Annotated in this window: 16 protein-coding genes, 4 tRNA genes and 1 rRNA gene; 10 read left to right on the top strand and 11 right to left on the bottom strand. The window is 51.0% G+C overall.

From position 1 onward, the window contains the following. The 3 genes from rrf to BZG25_RS06090 all read left to right on the top strand — a co-directional run. Nucleotides 1-91: ribosomal RNA gene (gene rrf, locus BZG25_RS06100) — 5S ribosomal RNA — on the top strand; the annotation flags it as partial. A 303-nt stretch (nt 92-394) separates the two neighbouring features. Continuing rightward, nucleotides 395-775, top strand: coding sequence for a thiol-disulfide oxidoreductase DCC family protein (locus BZG25_RS06095; protein WP_077578848.1), 381 nt, complete (start codon nt 395-397; stop codon nt 773-775). 8 nt (nt 776-783) lie between these two features. Next, entirely contained in the window at nt 784-1,425 is a 642-nt protein-coding gene (locus tag BZG25_RS06090; protein WP_046074401.1) for a flavin reductase family protein, read from the top strand. Here the strand turns inward: BZG25_RS06090 and BZG25_RS06085 are convergent. Together BZG25_RS06085 and epmB are read right to left on the bottom strand one after the other, a co-directional pair. Then, a complete protein-coding gene (locus tag BZG25_RS06085; RefSeq protein WP_077578847.1) occupies nt 1,422-1,910 on the bottom strand; it encodes a GNAT family N-acetyltransferase in 489 nt (162 codons plus the stop codon). The genes BZG25_RS06090 and BZG25_RS06085 overlap by 4 nt on opposite strands. An 88-nt stretch (nt 1,911-1,998) precedes the next feature. Beyond that, nucleotides 1,999-3,021: an EF-P beta-lysylation protein EpmB gene (epmB, locus tag BZG25_RS06080; protein ID WP_046074399.1), complete on the bottom strand. Its 1,023-nt coding sequence runs from the start codon at nt 3,019-3,021 to the stop codon at nt 1,999-2,001. Between the two features lie 33 nt (nt 3,022-3,054). Here epmB and efp point away from each other — a divergent pair, with 33 nt between their 5' ends. Further along, nucleotides 3,055-3,621 carry an elongation factor P gene (efp, locus tag BZG25_RS06075; RefSeq protein WP_046074398.1) on the top strand — a complete coding sequence of 189 codons (567 nt, stop codon included), beginning with the start codon at nt 3,055-3,057 and terminating at the stop codon, nt 3,619-3,621. Between the two features lie 70 nt (nt 3,622-3,691). On the opposite strand, the gene frdD is transcribed toward efp, so the two are convergent. The 4 genes from frdD to frdA are packed head-to-tail and all read right to left on the bottom strand — an operon-like array spanning nt 3,692 to nt 7,000. Next, nucleotides 3,692-4,054, bottom strand: coding sequence for a fumarate reductase subunit FrdD (frdD, locus tag BZG25_RS06070; protein ID WP_046074397.1), 363 nt, complete (start codon nt 4,052-4,054; stop codon nt 3,692-3,694). 8 nt (nt 4,055-4,062) lie between these two features. After that, complete coding sequence (gene frdC, locus BZG25_RS06065; protein WP_046074396.1) at nt 4,063-4,446, bottom strand: fumarate reductase subunit FrdC; 384 nt, start codon at nt 4,444-4,446, stop codon at nt 4,063-4,065. Beyond that, nucleotides 4,443-5,198 carry a succinate dehydrogenase/fumarate reductase iron-sulfur subunit gene (locus BZG25_RS06060; RefSeq protein ID WP_046074395.1) on the bottom strand — a complete coding sequence of 252 codons (756 nt, stop codon included), beginning with the start codon at nt 5,196-5,198 and terminating at the stop codon, nt 4,443-4,445. Before BZG25_RS06060 ends, frdC begins: the two co-directional genes overlap by 4 nt. Then, nucleotides 5,195-7,000, bottom strand: coding sequence for a fumarate reductase (quinol) flavoprotein subunit (gene frdA / locus BZG25_RS06055; protein WP_046074419.1), 1,806 nt, complete (start codon nt 6,998-7,000; stop codon nt 5,195-5,197). The genes BZG25_RS06060 and frdA overlap by 4 nt, the downstream gene beginning before the upstream one ends. 309 nt (nt 7,001-7,309) lie before the next feature. Between frdA and epmA the strand changes: the two genes are divergently transcribed. Next, nucleotides 7,310-8,287 (top strand): elongation factor P--(R)-beta-lysine ligase, encoded by a 978-nt coding sequence (epmA, locus tag BZG25_RS06050; RefSeq protein ID WP_077578846.1) that lies wholly within the window; start codon nt 7,310-7,312, stop codon nt 8,285-8,287. Between the two features lie 49 nt (nt 8,288-8,336). On the opposite strand, the gene BZG25_RS06045 is transcribed toward epmA, so the two are convergent. The 5 genes from BZG25_RS06045 to rsgA all read right to left on the bottom strand — a co-directional run bounded on the left by BZG25_RS06045 (nt 8,337) and on the right by rsgA (nt 16,141). Then, the gene (locus BZG25_RS06045; RefSeq protein WP_046074393.1) at nt 8,337-10,214 is read right to left on the bottom strand and encodes a methyl-accepting chemotaxis protein; all 1,878 of its coding nucleotides are present in this window, start codon (nt 10,212-10,214) and stop codon (nt 8,337-8,339) included. A 181-nt stretch (nt 10,215-10,395) separates the two neighbouring features. Then, nucleotides 10,396-12,282, bottom strand: a complete 1,887-nt coding sequence (locus tag BZG25_RS06040) for a methyl-accepting chemotaxis protein (RefSeq protein WP_077638692.1) — start codon at nt 12,280-12,282, stop codon at nt 10,396-10,398. A 239-nt stretch (nt 12,283-12,521) separates the two neighbouring features. After that, nucleotides 12,522-13,928 (bottom strand): DASS family sodium-coupled anion symporter, encoded by a 1,407-nt coding sequence (locus BZG25_RS06035; RefSeq protein WP_046074391.1) that lies wholly within the window; start codon nt 13,926-13,928, stop codon nt 12,522-12,524. 201 nt (nt 13,929-14,129) lie between these two features. Continuing rightward, nucleotides 14,130-14,930: an archaetidylserine decarboxylase gene (asd, locus tag BZG25_RS06030; RefSeq protein WP_198535207.1), complete on the bottom strand. Its 801-nt coding sequence runs from the start codon at nt 14,928-14,930 to the stop codon at nt 14,130-14,132. 158 nt (nt 14,931-15,088) lie between these two features. Beyond that, the gene (gene rsgA / locus BZG25_RS06025) at nt 15,089-16,141 is read right to left on the bottom strand and encodes a small ribosomal subunit biogenesis GTPase RsgA (protein ID WP_046074389.1); all 1,053 of its coding nucleotides are present in this window, start codon (nt 16,139-16,141) and stop codon (nt 15,089-15,091) included. Nucleotides 16,142-16,220: 79 nt separating this feature from the next. Here rsgA and orn point away from each other — a divergent pair, with 79 nt between their 5' ends. The 5 genes from orn to BZG25_RS06000 all read left to right on the top strand — a co-directional run bounded on the left by orn (nt 16,221) and on the right by BZG25_RS06000 (nt 17,287). Then, entirely contained in the window at nt 16,221-16,766 is a 546-nt protein-coding gene (orn, locus tag BZG25_RS06020) for an oligoribonuclease (RefSeq protein ID WP_046074388.1), read from the top strand. Nucleotides 16,767-16,898: 132 nt separating this feature from the next. Further along, nucleotides 16,899-16,974 (top strand) — tRNA-Gly (locus tag BZG25_RS06015). A 37-nt stretch (nt 16,975-17,011) separates the two neighbouring features. After that, nucleotides 17,012-17,087 (top strand) — tRNA-Gly (locus BZG25_RS06010). A gap of 30 nt (nt 17,088-17,117) precedes the next feature. Continuing rightward, nucleotides 17,118-17,193: transfer RNA gene (locus BZG25_RS06005), tRNA-Gly, on the top strand. 18 nt (nt 17,194-17,211) lie between these two features. Then, nucleotides 17,212-17,287 (top strand) — tRNA-Gly (locus tag BZG25_RS06000). Nucleotides 17,288-17,499: the final 212 nt, after the last annotated feature.

Raw genomic sequence — 17,499 nt, 5'->3', positions numbered from 1 at the left:
CACCTGACTCCATGCCGAACTCAGTAGTGAAACGAAGCAGCGCCGATGGTAGTGTGGGGTCTCCCCATGTGAGAGTAGGACATCGCCAGGCTTTGATTATAAATTGCGCCTATTGCTTGCGATTTTTGATAGATGCGATGCTCATGTATTGGCATACACTGTGCGTCTCGCTTCAAAACTCACTGCGCATAGCTCGCAATTTAAGCATCAAAGCAAATAGATGTAAGACTTTGATGAGAAAACACCAAGCCCTGACCTCACGGTCGGGGCTTTTTTGTGTTTGTCATTTTTGTACTGAGCTTTATGCTTTCCCTTCCTGCTAGCTTTTCTACCGTGCGTTTCTCTGATCTTCTTTTCCCTTCTGTCCGTAGTCTCTACGTCAGGAGGTGTGACTATGGTGACTGTATTTTACGACAGTATGTGTCCTTTATGCGTGAAAGAGATGCGTAAGCTGTCTCGCTGGGACACTGAGGGTGTTTTGCAGCTGGTCGATATTCATCAAGCCGATTTTTGTGATCGGTTTCCTCATGTCGATCCCAGCTCTGCAAATCGCATTCTGCACGCACAAGATTGCAGCGGGAAGATGGTGTATGGTTTAGATGCGACCTACATAGCTTGGCAAGCGGTAGGCAAAGGGCATTGGGTTAAGTGGTTACGTAGGCCTGGCATTGCCTGGTTTGCGGATAAAGCCTATTTGTTTTTCGCCCGCCATCGTTATCGAATATCTGCGTTGTTAACGGGCCAAGCCCGTTGCCAGCGGTGCCAACTTGAATAAGGATACTTATGTCCCTAAGCGTGTATGAAAGAGATGATATATTGGCCATGGAGAAGCGCTACCGTGCGGCGTTCGTCAATAGCTTGTCAGGTTTTAAATCGGCGAACCTACTGGGAACAAGTGATACGAGTCGGCAGACAAATCTATGCATTGTGAGTTCTGCGTTTCACTTAGGGGCAAACCCTGCGTTGATGGGGGTGATTATCCGCCCTGATACCGTCCCGCGAGATACGTTAGCAAATATCAGAGAAACAGGTGTTTATACTCTCAACCATGTTCAAAAAGAGATGGTTGTCGCGGCGCATCAAACATCAGCACGCTACCCACACGGCGTGTCTGAATTTGAGCAAGTGGGGTTGACTCCTTTATGGCGAGAGCGCATTAATGCGCCTTATGTTCAAGAGGCTGCTATACGTCTTGGTCTCATTCTTCGTGAAGAGCACACCATGGCGATCAATGGCACCCACCTGTTGGTGGGTGAGATCATTGAGGCGCATGTTCCAGATAGCTGTATCAGCCATGATGGTTTTGTCGATATTGAGCAAGCAGGCTCCGTCGCTTTGAGTGGCTTAGACAGCTACCATACCACTGATCGTGTTGGTCGTCTGAGCTACGCTAAGCCCGATAGCATGCCTGAATGGCTTGGTTAGCGATTACGTGCCATATAATGGGCATCGACAAACTCGCCATTGCGGAATGCAAACTGTTTGGCGGTGCCTTCAATTTCAAAGCCAAAGCGTTGATAGAGATGGATAGCCGCTGTGTTATCTGTGTATACGGTCAACTCGATCCGTGACATATTCAACCAGTTATCGGCTAAATCGATCGCTTTTTCCATTAGCGCGCTACCAATGCCGCGGCCTTGATAGGCATCATGAACGCCCATGCCAATATCTGCAACGTGGCGACGGCGAGGATTCGCGGCAATGACGAAGCTGAGATTACCGACCACTTTACCTTCCAGCTCGGCAACCAATGGGTATACGCCATCTGGCACGTTATTAAGCCGCTTTTCCCACATAGCGAGGCTTGGCATCGGCAACTGCAAGGTACCCGCTTGGGCGTTAGGTTGCGCGTAGATTTCACGTATCGCAGGAATATCGTCGACGTGGTATTGACGAATAATCAGAGACATAACACATCCTTGTGGTGAGCTTTCCTCTCTAATAAGCCATGGAAGCAAAAATAAATCAACAGCGTATATTAATTAAGTTACTGATTATTCACTCTAAATGTAGATCAAGCGGGGTTTTACTGGCCCGCCCGCCAATTTCTCGGGTCAGTCGGGGGACCAAATAGCCGGAAAGCTGGCCGATAATCTCCTGCATTAATGCGCGCGCTTCATCGTCCGAGACTAAAAAGTGGGCGGCGCCTTGAACTTTATCCAATACATGCAGGTAATAAGGCAAAACGCCAGCCTCAAAAAGTCGTTGGCTCAGTGCCACCAACGCATCCGCACTATCATTCACGCCTTTGAGAAGCACGCTTTGGTTGAGCAGCGTGATCCCCGCTTGTCGCAATGCGTGGAGTTTGTCGCTTAATTCGTCATCGATCTCATTGGCATGGTTGATGTGGGTGACCATTACCACTTGTAAACGCGAGCGCGATAAGCGCTCGGTCAGTGCGGAAGTGAGGCGCGCAGGGATCACTACGGGCAAGCGAGAGTGAATACGCAGCCGTTTAACATGCGTTATTTGCTCGATAGCACTGATGAGCCAATCGAGCTCCTCGTCTTTTGCCATCAGCGGATCACCACCAGATAAAATCACTTCGTCTATCTCTGCATGAGCGGCGATATAATCCAGCGCCCCTTGCCACACGCGTTTGCTGCCTTTGTTATCTTGATAAGGGAAATGGCGGCGGAAGCAATAACGGCAATTTATGGCACAGCCTCCCTTAACGATCAGCAACACACGGTTGTGGTACTTGTGTAACAAACCAGGAATCGCATTATCTTGCTCTTCCAGTGGGTCAGCGCTGAACCCGTCAACCTCAGTAAACTCGTCTGCCACTGGTAGCACTTGCTTAAGCAGCGGGTCATTAGGGTTGCCCTTTTCCATTCGGGCAACAAAACTACGTGGGACGCGCTGTGTAAACAAACGGCGCGCGGCAAAGCCGGCCTCCCACCCCTTTGGTGAAATTTCAAGCGTTTGCAGCAGTTCACTGGGATCTGTGATCGCCTCTGCGAGTTCTTTGATCCAGTTTCGCTCAACAGCAGGCTGGATTCGGGTTATGATGTGCGACATTTGTGAAAACTCGAAGATGTTAAGAGGATCAAGATGGCGTCTTTCAGCACTAATGAATTCCGCGGCGGTTTGAAAATTATGCTCGATAACGAGCCGTGTGTCATTACCGAAAATGAATTCGTAAAGCCAGGTAAAGGTCAGGCCTTTAACCGTGTCAAAATCCGTAAGTTGATCTCCGGTAAAGTACTAGAGAAAACATTTAAATCGGGTGACAGCGTTGAAGCGGCCGACGTGATTGAAGTCGATATGGATTACCTGTACACAGACGGTGAATTCTATCACTTCATGAACAATGAAACCTTTGAGCAAATTGCGTCTAATGAGAGCGCAGTGGGTGATAACGTCAAGTGGTTAGTCGAGAACAACACTTGTACGCTTACGCTGTGGAACGGCGACCCTATCGTGGTAACACCACCTAACTTCGTTGAACTAGAAGTGACGGAAACTGATCCTGGTTTGAAAGGTGATACGCAAGGAACGGGCGGTAAGCCAGCGACACTGAGCACAGGCGCTGTGGTTCGCGTGCCTTTGTTTATTCAAATCGGCGAAGTAATTAAGGTCGATACCCGAACGGGTGAGTACGTTGGACGGGTTAAATAACGATACCGCGAAAAAGCCCTGAGCTGATATAGGCCAGGGCTTTTTTATTATGACGGGCCGTCGGTGTTCGTTAAATGACAAGCACCAACAGCACGGCGGCAATGCTGACGGCAAAAGCGATGGCATAGCACACCACTTTGCCTGCTAACCCCACATGCAGCTTCAAATCATGCAGCCCGTGATGAATGCGGTGCATGGCGTGCCACATTGGTAGCGCCAGCGTGGCGAGGATAAGCAATTTGCCCAGCCAGTGATCAGCAAACATCATCACGCGGTCATAGCTCAATGCGGATGGGTCAATAACGCCAAGTGGGATGAGAACCCCCAGAATCAAGACAGTCACCGGGGTAAACATCGCGAACCAGGTCCCCCCGGCGCCAAATAAACTCCACCAAATGGGCTCATCGGAACGTTTGGGTTTGGGATCGATCATAACACCTCCTAAATGAGCACAAGAGCAATCAGTGAGATCACCGCGACCGCGGCCCATTGCGCACCAACCACCCATTTACCGTCGAGCAGTTTTCCTTTAATGCGAATCGGCATTACTTGCGGCATCATGCTAAAAAACGTGGTGGCATGAAACAGGCTGGCGACCAAGGCAACCAGGTTCAAGATAATCACAACCGGGTGGGCCATATAATCCAGCCAGCTTTGCCACGCTTGCGGTCCCTGAACCAAGCAAATTAACCCAGCTGTAAGACTAAGCGTAAAAAAGACCAAAGGCAGTACTGTTGCTTCTCGCACCATATAAAAGCGGTAGAACGGATGTTCGAGCCACCAAGTACGAGGCATGGGGCGTGTATAGGGTTTGCGATTACTCATCCTCTTACCTCCTGCCCATCTTTATTGGGATTAAACATGGCAATCACCATATCTTGGGTGGAAGCCACCTTGCCTTGGTTGACCGCACCCGCAGGATCAACACCTTTCGGGCAAACTTTTGAGCAGTAGCCGACGAAAGTACATCCCCATGCACCGTTATCACTATTAATCAGTGGCATGCGTTGGGCTTTCCCCTTGTCTCGACTGTCAAGGTTATAGCGGTGTGCCAGCGCGATCGCAGCAGGACCAAGAAAGTCGGGATTGAGACCAAACTGAGGACAGGCGGCGTAGCATAAGCCGCAGTTGATACAAGCGGCAAACTGTTTGTAGCGTGCCATTTGTTCAGGCGTTTGCGTGTTGGGCCCGTCTTCAGGGCGACGATCATTACCCAAGATATAGGGTTTTATCGCTTCAAGGCGCTCAATAAAGGGCGTCATATCGACAACGAGATCTTTTTCGATCGCAAAATTAGCCAAAGGCTCAATCACCACCCCTTTGGCGTAATCACGTAAAAACGCTTTGCAAGCGAGCTTGGGCACGCCATTGACCATCATCCCGCATGAGCCACAAATGGCCATGCGACACGACCAGCGATAAGAGAGCGACTTATCGAGGTTGTCTTTGATATACCCCAGCGCATCCAAGACCGACATGGTTTCATCGCCGGGTACAACGAAAGATTGCGAGTAAGGCGCATCATCCGTTGCCGGATCGTATCTGAGCACTGAGACCTGGTAGGTAGTTTGCGTCATGATGCGTGCTCCTCTTTTGAGTCAACATTGCCACCATTGGCGCGTTCTGCCGCATCACCATACAACCGCGCTTGTGGTTGTGACTTGGTGATTTTGACATCGCCATAATCAATGCGAGGACGGCCGTCAGGTTGGTAGAAGGCTAAGGTGTGCTTGAGATAGTTTTCATCGTCACGCTCGGTACAGCCCTCATCAAGGCGTTGGTGGGCCCCGCGAGACTCCTTACGCTGGATAGCAGAATGTGCCATGGCTTCGGCCACTTCCAAGCCATAGCCCACTTCAATGGCATAGAGTAGGTCAGTATTGAACACACTCCCTTGGTCTTGGATGGCAATATGCTGATAGCGTGCTTTGAGTTCCGCGATTTTATCAATGGTGGCTTGCATCAGATCTTCGCGACGATAAATACCGCAGCCCGCTTCCATTGTCTCGCCAAGCTCTTTGCGAATATCCGCCCAGTTTTCTTCGCCTTGATTGCTCAGCAACTGATCAATGCGCGCTTTGACGTTCTGAACTTGGGCATCAATCGCCGCTTGATTCCAATCTGTGAAGGCCGCTGCCCGTTTTGCTGCGCCTTCACCCGCCAAACGACCAAATACCGCCAATTCAGCGAGCGAGTTTGAGCCGAGTCGATTAGCGCCGTGCAAACCGACGGAGGAGCACTCACCAACCGCAAATAAGCCGTTAACGCGCGTTTCGGTTTGGGCATCCGTTTCAATGCCACCCATGGTGTAGTGCACCGTGGGACGAATTGGGATCGGCTCTTTGGCGGGGTCAACGTTGACATAGGCTTTGGCGAGCTCACAAATAAACGGCAGCCGTTCTTGAATATAGTCTTCGCCGAGGTGACGTAAATCGAGATGAACAACGTCACCGAGCGTGTGCTTGATGGTATTGCCTTTTTGCTGCTCATGCCAAAAGGCTTGTGAGACTTTATCGCGTGGGCCGAGCTCCATGTATTTGTTTTTCGGTTGACCGACGGGCGTTTCTGGCCCGAGTCCATAATCTTGCAGGTAGCGGTAGCCGTCTTTGTTGACAATAATGCCACCTTCGCCACGGCAGCCTTCGGTCATTAAGATCCCCGTACCAGGCAGTCCTGTGGGGTGATATTGGACAAATTCCATATCACGCAGCGGAATACCGTGGCGATAAGCCATGGCCATACCATCCCCGGTGACAATCCCACCATTGGTATTGCAGCTGTACACGCGTCCCGCACCGCCAGTGGCTAACACCACCGATTTGGCTTTAATACAAACCAGCTCGCCTTCCGCCATGTGCAAGGCAATCAAGCCTTGTACTTGCCCGTCATCGATAATCAAATCAATCACAAAGTATTCATCGAGACGCTGGATTTGTGGGTATTTGGTCGAGGTTTGAAACAGGGTATGGAGCATATGGAAGCCGGTTTTATCGGCAGCAAACCATGTACGCTCCACTTTCATACCGCCAAACCGACGAACATTGATACTGCCATCGTCTTTTCGACTCCAAGGGCAGCCCCATTGCTCGAGTTGTACCATTTCATGGGCACAATGTTTGACAAAGTAATCGACGACATCTTGTTCGCATAACCAGTCGCCACCGCTCACGGTATCGTTGAAGTGGTTGTCTAGGCTGTCTTCGTCCTTGATGACGGCAGCCGATCCACCTTCTGCGGCCACGGTGTGGGAGCGCATGGGGTAGACCTTAGACACCAGCGCAATATTAAGAGAAGGGTCAGCTTCAGCGGCCGCAATGGCCGTGCGCAGTCCAGCGCCACCAGCGCCGATAACTGCAATGTCTGTGGTGAGGGTCTGCACGTTCATCCTCCAGTGTAGGGAAAGCCAGTGCTTGGCTTGTTTATTGTTCTGCTGTCATGGTAGGCAATCTACGCATAGTAAAAATTGACTCAGTCGGGGAATTGCCGTGATTTTGCGGGCATGGGTGTTAAATTGCATAAAAGTGTGATGTTAGTCGTTAAGTGCCTGCCTCTCTTGTAAAAATGAGAAATACTCACCAAGAAAATGCGTCGTGTGACACATAGTTGCTGTGTGACAGCGGTGATGAGCACTTGTCATTCCAGGCGGCAGCGATAGACTGGCGCCATCAGAGAGCGCAAGGGTAAACGTATGAGTGAGAGGAATCGGTGGCAGCCAACGGCAAGCGTGTCACAACTAAAAAAGCGCGCTGCGATCATAGCCCGTATCCGTCAATTTTTTGCCGTCCGTGATGTATGGGAAGTGGATACCCCAGCACTGAGTCAAGCGGCGGTGACCGATGTGCACCTTCATAGCTTCACAACGTCTTTGGTTGGGCCGGGTTTTGCTGACGGCGTCGCCTTGCACCTCATGACCAGTCCAGAGTTCCATATGAAGCGGCTATTAGCCGCTGGAAGTGGGGCTATTTATCAAATCAGCAAAGCGTTTCGGAATGAAGAAGCGGGGCGCTACCATAACCCCGAGTTTACGATGTTGGAGTGGTATCAACCTGGCTATACCCACCATGACTTGATGGACGAAATGGATGCCTTGTTACAAGCGGTGCTGAGGTGCCAAGCCGCGACACGGATGAGCTATCAAACGGTCTTTGAATCTCTCACCGGACTGTGCCCTCTCACTGCGGAGATTGATCAGTTGCGTGCACTGGCTGCCACCAAAGGGCTCACCGATATCACTCAGGATGAAACCGACAAAGATACCTTGCTGCAGCTGCTTTTCTCCGTGATGGTGGAGCCGCATATTGGCCAGCAGGTGCCGGCCTTTATTTATGACTTTCCGGCATCGCAAGCCGCGTTGGCTAAAATCAGCGAAGCAGACACGCGTGTTGCGCATCGGTTTGAGGTATATTACCGAGGGGTTGAGCTGGCCAATGGCTTTTATGAATTGCAAGACGCCAACGAGCAGCGACAGCGGTTTGAGGCGGATAATGCGGCACGTGTGGCTCGCGGTCTACCACCACAACCTATCGATGAGCACTTGTTGTCAGCGCTGGAAAGTGGCCTACCTGATTGCGCAGGGGTTGCGCTAGGGATCGATCGCCTTGTGATGCTCGCGCTCGGTTGTGATCACATTGATGCGGTGACTGCGTTTCCTGTCTCACGCGCGTAGCGCCATAAGAAAAACGCCGCCTTGCGGCGGCGTCTGAAAGGGCATTCACCTAGACTTTAAATTTTGACAGATCTTGATGCATATCCCGCGCGGCTTGCGCCATACTTTCTCCCTGATCGCCGGTAGCACTGGCTTGCTGGTGGATCTCATAAGACAGATCTTTCACCGCTTGGGTATTGCGATTGATGTCGTCAGTGACCGCGCGCTGCTCCTCGGCGGCGCTGGCAATTTGAATCGCCATTTCTGAGATAGTACCAATGGCGCTGGTGATTTGATTCAGGCGCTCACTGGCCGCTTCGGCGCGATCCACACTGGAGGTGGCCATCTCGTTACTCTGAGTCATATCATCGACCGCGCGCTGCGTGGTGTGCTGCAGCGTCTCAATCATGTTGCGAATTTCTTCGGTGGAGTCATGGGTACGCTGGCTGAGCACACGCACTTCATCGGCGACCACCGCAAAACCGCGCCCTTGATCGCCTGCCCGCGCTGCCTCAATCGCCGCGTTTAGGGCAAGCAAGTTGGTTTGTTCTGCCACCCCTTGAATCGTCGCGATGATTTGGTTAATGCTCTGTGCATTTTCATCCAGCTCGCGGATCACATTAGTGGCTCGCTCCACTTGCTCGGCCAACTGAGTGATGGCATTGCGGTTATCGCCGACCACGCTCAACCCTTCTTGGCATGACTGCTCCGCTTGTTGCGCCGATGAGGCCGTATCTTCGGCGTGACTGGCGACCTCGTTGGCTGTGGTCGACATTTCGTGGATCGCAGTCGCGATCTGATCAACATCATTTTGCTGCTTATCAACTAGCTGACTGGATTGCAGGGCGTGGGTTCGGCACTCCTCAGCACTTTCTGACAACGTCATGCTTTGGTTCACTGCTTTACCCACCATTTGCTGGAGCTGAGCGAGGAAGGCATTGACGTATTCAGCCAATTCGCCAATTTCATCTTGGCGGGCGATGTTGATCCTTTGCGTCAGATCGCCTTCACCTGCAGAGAGCGTGCGCACGGCCCCTGTCAGCTCGCCTAATGGCTTTAGCAGTTGTTTGATTAACGCGCCGGCGACAAAGGCAATCACGATAAACAAAATCACTGAGGCGATCAGCACAAAGGTAATTTGCTCTGATACTGAGGCATAGGCTTGCGTCTTGTCTTCAACGATACCCAAGGTCCAATCGGTATTAGGTACTTCGATAGCCGCGAGTAGCTTTTCTTTGCCATTGAGCTCAAAGGTGGTGAGTTGGCGTTGTGCGCTTGCATTGGCCATAAATGTCGGGGTGAGCTCTTCATCCAGCTCAGTGAGGGGTTGGCGACTGAGATCTGTGTCGCGATACGCCACTAAGCGGTTGTCACCATCGACGAGAAAGGCAAAGCCATTACTGAGTTTCAAATTTAACACTTGCTCGACAATATCGGTGACGGTGACGTCGGCAGCCAGCACGCCTTGATATTGGCCATTGAAGGCCTTGGCGAGACTGACCACCAAACTGCCGTCGAAATCTTGATAGGGCTCGGTAATGATTAAGCCATTGGCGTCACTGGCGCTTTGATACCAAGGGCGAGTGCGCGGATCATAGTCGGCGGGCCAATCTTCGCTTTTATCACCGTAGGCGATACGGCCATCTTCAAAGCCGGCATATACGGAGAGAAAATGCCCCGCTCGCTTGGTGACAAGAAGCTCGCGATCCACATTAGCCTTATTGGCGATCAGTGATTCGTTTGCCAATAGCATATCGGCGCGCGTACTCAGCCAGCTATCGATAAACTGGACGGTGGCATCCCCGACATCATGCATTTGCTTGGTGATACTGCTGGTCGTCTCGCTTTGGAGTTGACGCACAGAAATGCTGGCAAGTACCGCACTGACCAAGGCCACGATAAAGGCAATCGCCACAATGATTTTTAGCTTAATGGTTGGCTTGGGCATAGACACATTTCCATCTGCTTGAAAAGTGTCACAAGTGTATACGCAACGTTTGCACTAAAGTTGGATCGATAAGACAAAATGCGGTCACAACAGCGGCAAAGCGCGAGAAGATGGATGAATCTGTGATCTTTCTGCCAGTGACAGTCTGCCTACCCAGGCAGGCAGACTGCAGTGGCTCAGGTTATACTTTGAATTTGGAGAGGTCGTTGTGCATTTCTTGCGCATCTTGCGCCATTTGCTCACCTTGCTCGCCCGTTTCATTGGATTTTTGGTGGATCTCTAACGATAGGTCACGCACCGCTTGGGTATTGCGGTTGATATCCTCGGTCACCGCACGTTGCTCTTCAGCTGCGCTGGCAATTTGTGCCGCCATCTCAGAAATGTCGCCAATTGCACGAGTGATTTCGTTGAGTTTCTCGCTCGCTGAGGCCGCGCGCTCGACACTTGAGGTCGCCATATCATTACTTTGGGTCATGCCATCCACCGCGCGTTGAGTGGTGTTTTGTAGCGTTTCAATCATGTTACGGATCTCTTCCGTGGAGTCATGAGTACGCTGACTCAATACACGCACTTCATCGGCGACGACAGCAAAGCCACGACCTTGTTCGCCGGCTCGGGCGGCCTCAATGGCGGCGTTAAGCGCGAGTAGGTTGGTTTGTTCAGCAATATCCTGAATGGTGGAGATGATTTGGTTGATGCTTTGTGAATTGGTATCCAACTCTCGAATCACATCCGTCGCTTGCTCCACTTGTTCCGCCAGTTGGGTAATGGCATCACGGTTGCTCTCCACCACCTCTAATCCATCACGGCAAGAGCTCTCCGCTTCTTGGGCAGAGCGAGCGGTTTGTTCAGCGTTACTCGCAACTTCGTTGGCGGTGGTCGACATCTCATGGATGGCGGTAGCAATTTGATCGACATCGCCCTGTTGCTGCCCCACCAAGCTACTGGACTGGTGAGCAAGATTGCGACATTGGTCTGCGCGATCCGATAAGGTGACACTCTGGGTGACGCTGCGGCCTATCATCGCTTGTAACTGCTCAAGGAACGCATTGACGTGCCCGGCTAGCTCACCGATTTCATCTTTACGGACAATATCAAGGCGCTGAGTCAGATCCCCACTGCCTTTTGACAGCGAGCTCACTGCCTGTGTCAGTTGGGTCAGGGGGGCTAACATCCGGTGGATAAGGGCGCCGGCAATCAATGCAATGATCACAAAGAGAATCACTGACGTGACCAAGGTGGACACAATCTGCTCTGAGACAGACGCAAACGCCAACTTTTTATCTTGTACCACGCCAAGGCTCCAGTCAGCGCCTTCAACGGGCGTCACGGCGAGCAGTTTTTCTCTTCCGTCACCGTCAAAGGTAATGCTCGCGAGTGCGTCACTGTTACGGGCCTTTTGGATAAAAGCGGGGGTGAGCTCATCGTCAACCTCGGTGAGCGCTTTGGTACTGAGCGCGGTATCCCGATAAGCGACGACATTGTTATTCCCGTCCACCAAAAAGGCGAAACCTTGGTTGGGTAACCGCACGTTGAGCACTTCTTGCACAATGGCGTCAACGGAGAGATCCGCCGCGATAACGCCCTCAAAGCGTTGATCGAACGATTTGGCAAAACTGATCACCATCCCGGCACCATTGGCATCGACATAAGGCGGTGTGATAATGAGCTCATTGGCGGCGTTGGCTTGTTTGTACCAAGGTCGAGTCCGCGGGTCATAATTGGCCGGCCAGCTTTCTGTTTTGTCACCATAAGCAATCGAGCCGTCTGCAAAGCCGGCGTAAACGGTGAGAAAGTTACCCTGGCGCTTGGTCAGCAATAATTCACGATCGACATTCTGCTGGGTCGCAATCAGTGGCACATTGGCGACTAGCATGTCACTGCGGATATCTAGCCACTCTTCGATAAAGTTGCTGGTGGAAAGACCGACATCGCGCATTTGCTCAGTGACGTTTTGCTGCGTCTCTTGTTCCAATTGGTTAACGGAAAACCATGCCTGTACTGCACTGACTAAGGCAACGACCAAAGCAACAGCAAGCAATATTTTGGTCTTGATGGTGAATTTCATTAAAGATCCCTCGTACTACCACGTTTTGATGACACTTTCTTATTGAGTATCTGCTTAATTGTAGAAAGCTTGAGTCAATGAGGGATAAAGAATTTTGCAAAAAGTGGGTTTATCCTCAACGCTCAGCTGGCTGTCTTACTCACATCATCAGTGTTATCCCATTTTTAGCGGATGAAAAATATCAATTTTCTCGTTCTGGGGCGAATCTATCGTTTTGTGTCTCAATCGTTAAACGATTGTCATGTGAGTAAGAGGACAGCGGTATAAACTAGGCCTAAGCCACTTATGCCTAAGATGATACCGACTTTGACCAAATCTTGACTGCTGATAAATCCGGTTGAATATGCTAGGGAATTGGGTGGCGTCGAGACCGGCAGTATCATCCCCAAGGAAGCGGAAAAAGCGACCACAATCAATAGCCCCTGCATACCGCCAATGCTTGCCAGTGCGGGCATGGAGGTCGCGATGGCCGCGGCTATCGGCATTAAGAGGTTAGCGGTGGCTGTGTTGGACATAAAGTTCGCCATCAGCCAGCAGATAATCGACAAGGTAACCAGCACCGTCATGGCGGTAAGCAGGCTGTAATCGACCGCATGAGCGAGCGCCGCGGCTAGGCCGGTTTGGTCGAGCGCGATCCCCATGGCAATCCCGCCAGCGACCAGCCACAACACATCCCAGTTAATTTGTTTGAGCTCTGGCTTACCAATAATGCCAGTGAGGGTAAAAATCGCCAGTGGGATCACCGCCACCACATAAGTATTCATGCCATGCAAACTGGTGGTGAGCCACAGTACGATCGTGAGGGCGAAGGTGATATAGACAGTGTAAGCCTGCCAGCTTTGTAAAAAACGGCCTTCTAAAGCGAGGTTCACGCGGGTTTGTTGACTCTGAAAGAGCCGTTGTAATAGCCACCAGGCGAAGGTGAGCTGAACGATCACGAAAGGCAGGCCCATCTGCATCCAACCCAGAAAAGAGACTTTATACTCCCCCGTTAAATACTGTAAGGCAATAGCGTTAGGTGGTGTGCCGATAGGTGTGGCAATGCCACCGGTATTCGCTGCCACGGGAATACAAAGCACGAGTGCCTTGACCAAAGGATCACCTTTGGGTAACACCGCGATAATTGGCGTTAATAGGGCCAGCATCATCACCGTGGTGGCAGTGTTTGACATAAACATCGAAAATACCGCGGTAATCAGCATCAGGCCAAGCATGATAAATTTAGGGTGGTGACCAAACGGCCTCAACAGCACACGTGCCAAATTGATGTCGAGTTCATATTTTGATGCGGCAATAGCCAGTGAAAACCCGCCCATAAACAGAATAATGATAGGGGACGAAAAGGCGCTGAGAATGTCGGTATAAGGAATTAAGTCTCCGCGAGGATGATGCAGTGTGATACCGCGAAACCAGTGTAAGCCTTTATCGGATATCATCACCAACTGCAGGGTAATGATCAGCAAAGAGGTTGAAAACACCGGCACAGGCTCAAGGACCCACAGCAAGGCCGCCATCAGAAATATCGCTAACAAACGGTGCTGAATGATAGTGAGGTTAGCAATGGGTAACCAATCGGTAGGGACTAACAGTAGTAACAGCGGTAAGCCGAGGGCGACCAGCAATTTGATAAAACGAGCATTAACCACAAATACGCTCCTTCGTCATGGATGGGCGAGCGCGTTCCGCCTTAGACGCGAAGAGTCGCGTGCGCCTTATTATCAGTAATGGAATATCCGTATCATACGGCGCTTTATCTTGGATTAACGGGAAAAATATCCTAATTTCGACACAAAAAAGGGGCATAAATGCCCCATATTTCACATTTTTCTCAGGTTTTTAGCGGGACGTTAGTGCTGGCGGTGTGCGTAAGCTTGCCCCAATTGTGTCGGCTCACCAGGTAAGACGGCGTCATCAAAGCGTACCGCCCCTTTCGGGAAGAGGTTAATCACGGTAGAGCCCAGTTTGAATCGGCCCATTTCCTCTCCTTGAGCAAAGTGCATCGCCTGCTCACCGTTGGTTGGATATTGCCAACGACGAATACTGCCACCGGTTGGCGGGGTCACCGTCCCGGCCCACGTGGTTTCGATACTGCCAACAATGGTGGCGCCGACCAATATTTGTGCCATGGGGCCAAACGCGGTATCAAAGACGCACACCACGCGCTCATTCCGCGCAAAGAGGTTTGGCACGTTTTCTGCCGTCAGTGGGTTCACTGAAAACAAATCGCCAGGAATATAAATCATCTCTCGCAACACACCGTCACACGGCATGTGAACGCGGTGATAGTCGCGAGGAGAAAGGTACAAGGTGGCGAATTCGCCTTGGTCAAATTGCGCCGCAAGCGTGTCATCTCCGCCCACTAACTCGGTCAGAGAGAAGCTATGGCCTTTGGCTTGAATCAAGCGGCCCTGTTCAATCGCGCCTGCTTGACTGACACAGGCGTCAGCCGGAAAGACCAGCGTTGCCTCGTCGCCATCGATGGGGCGCAGCGCCGGCTTCAACTCGCGAACGAAAAAATCATTAAAGGTGCGATAGTGGCTGGGATCGCTCACTTTTGCTTCGCTCATATCCACGTGATATTGCTTGATAAACCATTTGATCACAGCGGTGGTGAACCAACCCGCTTTCAAGTTAGCAAGTTTCCCCATCAATCGGGTCAACGCGTGTTTCGGCGTAAGGTATTGTAGGCCGACTTTCAAATCGTCTCGCACAGTGTAGTCCTAACCAATTATCGGGTTGTTGATGTCAGTGACGTGCCTTTTATTGGCGCGCAGTGTAGCGAATCTGTCAGTAAAGTGACAATCGCTCAGTGTTGCTTATTCCGCGAGAACTGACGGTTGTCTTTGGCTTCTTTCATGCTCTCAATGATGCGATGGTAGCTATCAAAACGTTCGACACTAATGTGTCCGTCTTCGACCGCTTGTCGCAGTAGGCAACCAGGATCATCGCCATGTTTGCAATCGCGGAACTTACAGCCACCTAAATAATCACGAAATTCGACAAAGCCATGAGCAATTTGTTCCGGTTCTAAATGCCATAAGCCAAACTCACGGACGCCGGGGGAATCAATCAGATCGCCGCCTTGATCAAAATGATACAAGCGTGCGGCGGTGGTGGTATGTTGACCAAGCCCTGAATTTTCCGATACCTGATGCGTATGCGCGTGCACATCGGGGAGTAGGGTATTGACCAAACTGGACTTCCCGACGCCGGACTGCCCAACAAAGACGCTCACATGCTGGTCTAGGTGTGTCATCAACGCTGACATGCCTTCGCCCGAGTCCGCACTGACCATCACGAGGGGATAACCAATATCTCGATAGATATCGAGTAGATCATCGACCATCTCATGGCCCTCTTCATCCAACAAATCGACTTTGTTGATCACAATCAGGGGCGCGATATCCAGTGCTTCACAGGCAATAAGGTAGCGGTCGATAATGTTGAGCGACAGCTCGGGCAAAATAGCGGCCACGATCACCACCTGATCAATGTTCGCCGCGACGGGCTTGACCCCATCGTAATAATCGGGGCGAGTGAGCACGGAGTCACGTTCATGCACCGCCTCCACAACGCCAGCAAAGCCATCGAGCGCTTCTTTACCGGGTCGCCATACTACACGGTCGCCAGTGACCAGACTATGGACAGTGCGACGAATATTGCATCTGTGTATCTTACCTGTGTCGGGATCTTCGATGTCAGCATGTTGTCCAAACCGCGTGATAACCCGCCCTTCCCGCGCGGATTCCAGTGCGGCATCTTCCCATTGCAGATCGGTATCTTTCTCTTTGATCCGGCGTTGTTGGTTGGATCTTACCCGTCGCAGTTGACCCTTCGTCAGTTTTTTCTTTTTTGCCACGTTGACTCTTATCGGTTAAGTTGGCTTTCATATCAAGCACAGTATGATACATGGTTTATCGATAAAAAAGGCAAGTTCAATGGCGTTCAGTGAAAACAATTTAATCTGGATTGATCTGGAAATGACGGGGCTGGATCCGGATACACATAAGATCATTGAGATCGCGACAATTGTCACCGATGCACAGTTGAATATTCTGGCTGAGGGGCCCGTCCTGGCGGTACATCAACCGCAAAGCGAGCTCGACAAAATGGATGATTGGTGCACGCGTACCCATAGCCAGTCTGGCTTAGTGGCGCGCGTACAACAGAGTGATATTGACGAGCAAACCGCCATTGAGCAGACCATCGCTTTCTTATCGCAATGGGTGCCGTCTGGCGCGTCACCGATTTGCGGTAATAGTGTGGGGCAAGATCGACGCTTCCTCTATCGCCACATGCCAGCGCTCGAGCGCTATTTTCATTACCGTACGGTGGATGTAAGTACGTTAAAAGAGCTGGTACGTCGATGGCAACCTGAGGTGTTGAATGATTTCTCTAAACAGGGAACCCATTTAGCGCTTGACGACATCCGAGAATCAATTGCAGAATTACGCTTCTATCGAGAGAGGATCTTAACGATCTGATGAGGCAGTCATCGATCTGATGCTCTTTTGAGCGATTAAAAGAAAAAACCAAAAAATTGCTCACCAGCACTTGCAACCCGGTTTTTTCTTCGTATAATTCGCAGCCCTAACGACGTGAATCGTCTGTTGAAAGCGACATTAGCTCAGCTGGTAGAGCGCAACCTTGCCAAGGTTGAGGTCACGAGTTCGAACCTCGTATGTCGCTCCAAATTAATATCGATCTGATGTTGATCAGGTCGATCTAAGCGACACTAGCTCAGCTGGTAGAGCGCAACCTTGCCAAGGTTGAGGTCACGAGTTCGAACCTCGTGTGTCGCTCCAAATTAAAATGCGATGTAATGCATCAGCAATGCGACATTAGCTCAGCTGGTAGAGCGCAACCTTGCCAAGGTTGAGGTCACGAGTTCGAACCTCGTATGTCGCTCCAAACAACAATTCGGAATAAGCGACACTAGCTCAGCTGGTAGAGCGCAACCTTGCCAAGGTTGAGGTCACGGGTTCGAACCCCGTGTGTCGCTCCAATCACTTGGTTAACCACCAGTGTGGCGTTTAAGATAGCGCCATCTTTAATGCTGTGAAGCATCATTTCTTACACAAATCCCATCTGTCCATGCTTTCTCTGAAAGCGCACGGTGGCGCGGTTTTTACCAATACTGCACAGACTTATCCACAGAGAAAGCGTTGTGGATAAACCAGTTAATGGATTTGTTGCTGTGTACGGTGCTGGTTATCT

The sequence above is a fragment of the Salinivibrio sp. ML198 genome (assembly GCF_001996015.1).
Taxonomy (GTDB): Bacteria; Pseudomonadota; Gammaproteobacteria; order Enterobacterales; family Vibrionaceae; genus Salinivibrio; species Salinivibrio siamensis.
Note: the sequence above shows the minus strand (reverse complement) of the source record. Positions and strands in the feature narration are given on the sequence as shown.